Consider the following 250-nt stretch of genomic DNA (forward strand, 5'->3'; position numbering starts at 1 on the left):
ACCGACGAAGCGCTGATGCTGCGCTACGCCGGGGGCAACCTGAGCGCGTTCGACCAGCTCTACGCCCGGCATGAACTGGCCGTGTGGCGGTTTGTGTTTCGCAGCGTCAAGGTGCAGGCCGTGGCCGACGACCTGCTGCAGGACGTGTGGTTTGCCGTGGCGCGCAATGCCAACCGCTACGAGGTGAAGGCCAAGTTCCGCACCTGGCTGTTCACCCTGGCGCACCACCGCCTGGTGGACCACCTGCGCA

At 66.4% G+C, this 250-nt stretch carries 1 protein-coding gene; it reads left to right on the forward strand.

Going from position 1 to position 250, the window contains the following annotated elements; all coding sequences use genetic code 11:
• On the forward strand, positions 1-250 hold a 250-nt coding region (locus DBV10_RS22515), incomplete at both ends, for a sigma-70 family RNA polymerase sigma factor (RefSeq protein WP_233590034.1).

Origin of the sequence: Acidovorax sp. FJL06 (assembly GCF_003852545.1) — a bacterium.
Lineage (GTDB): Bacteria > Pseudomonadota > Gammaproteobacteria > Burkholderiales > Burkholderiaceae_C > Acidovorax.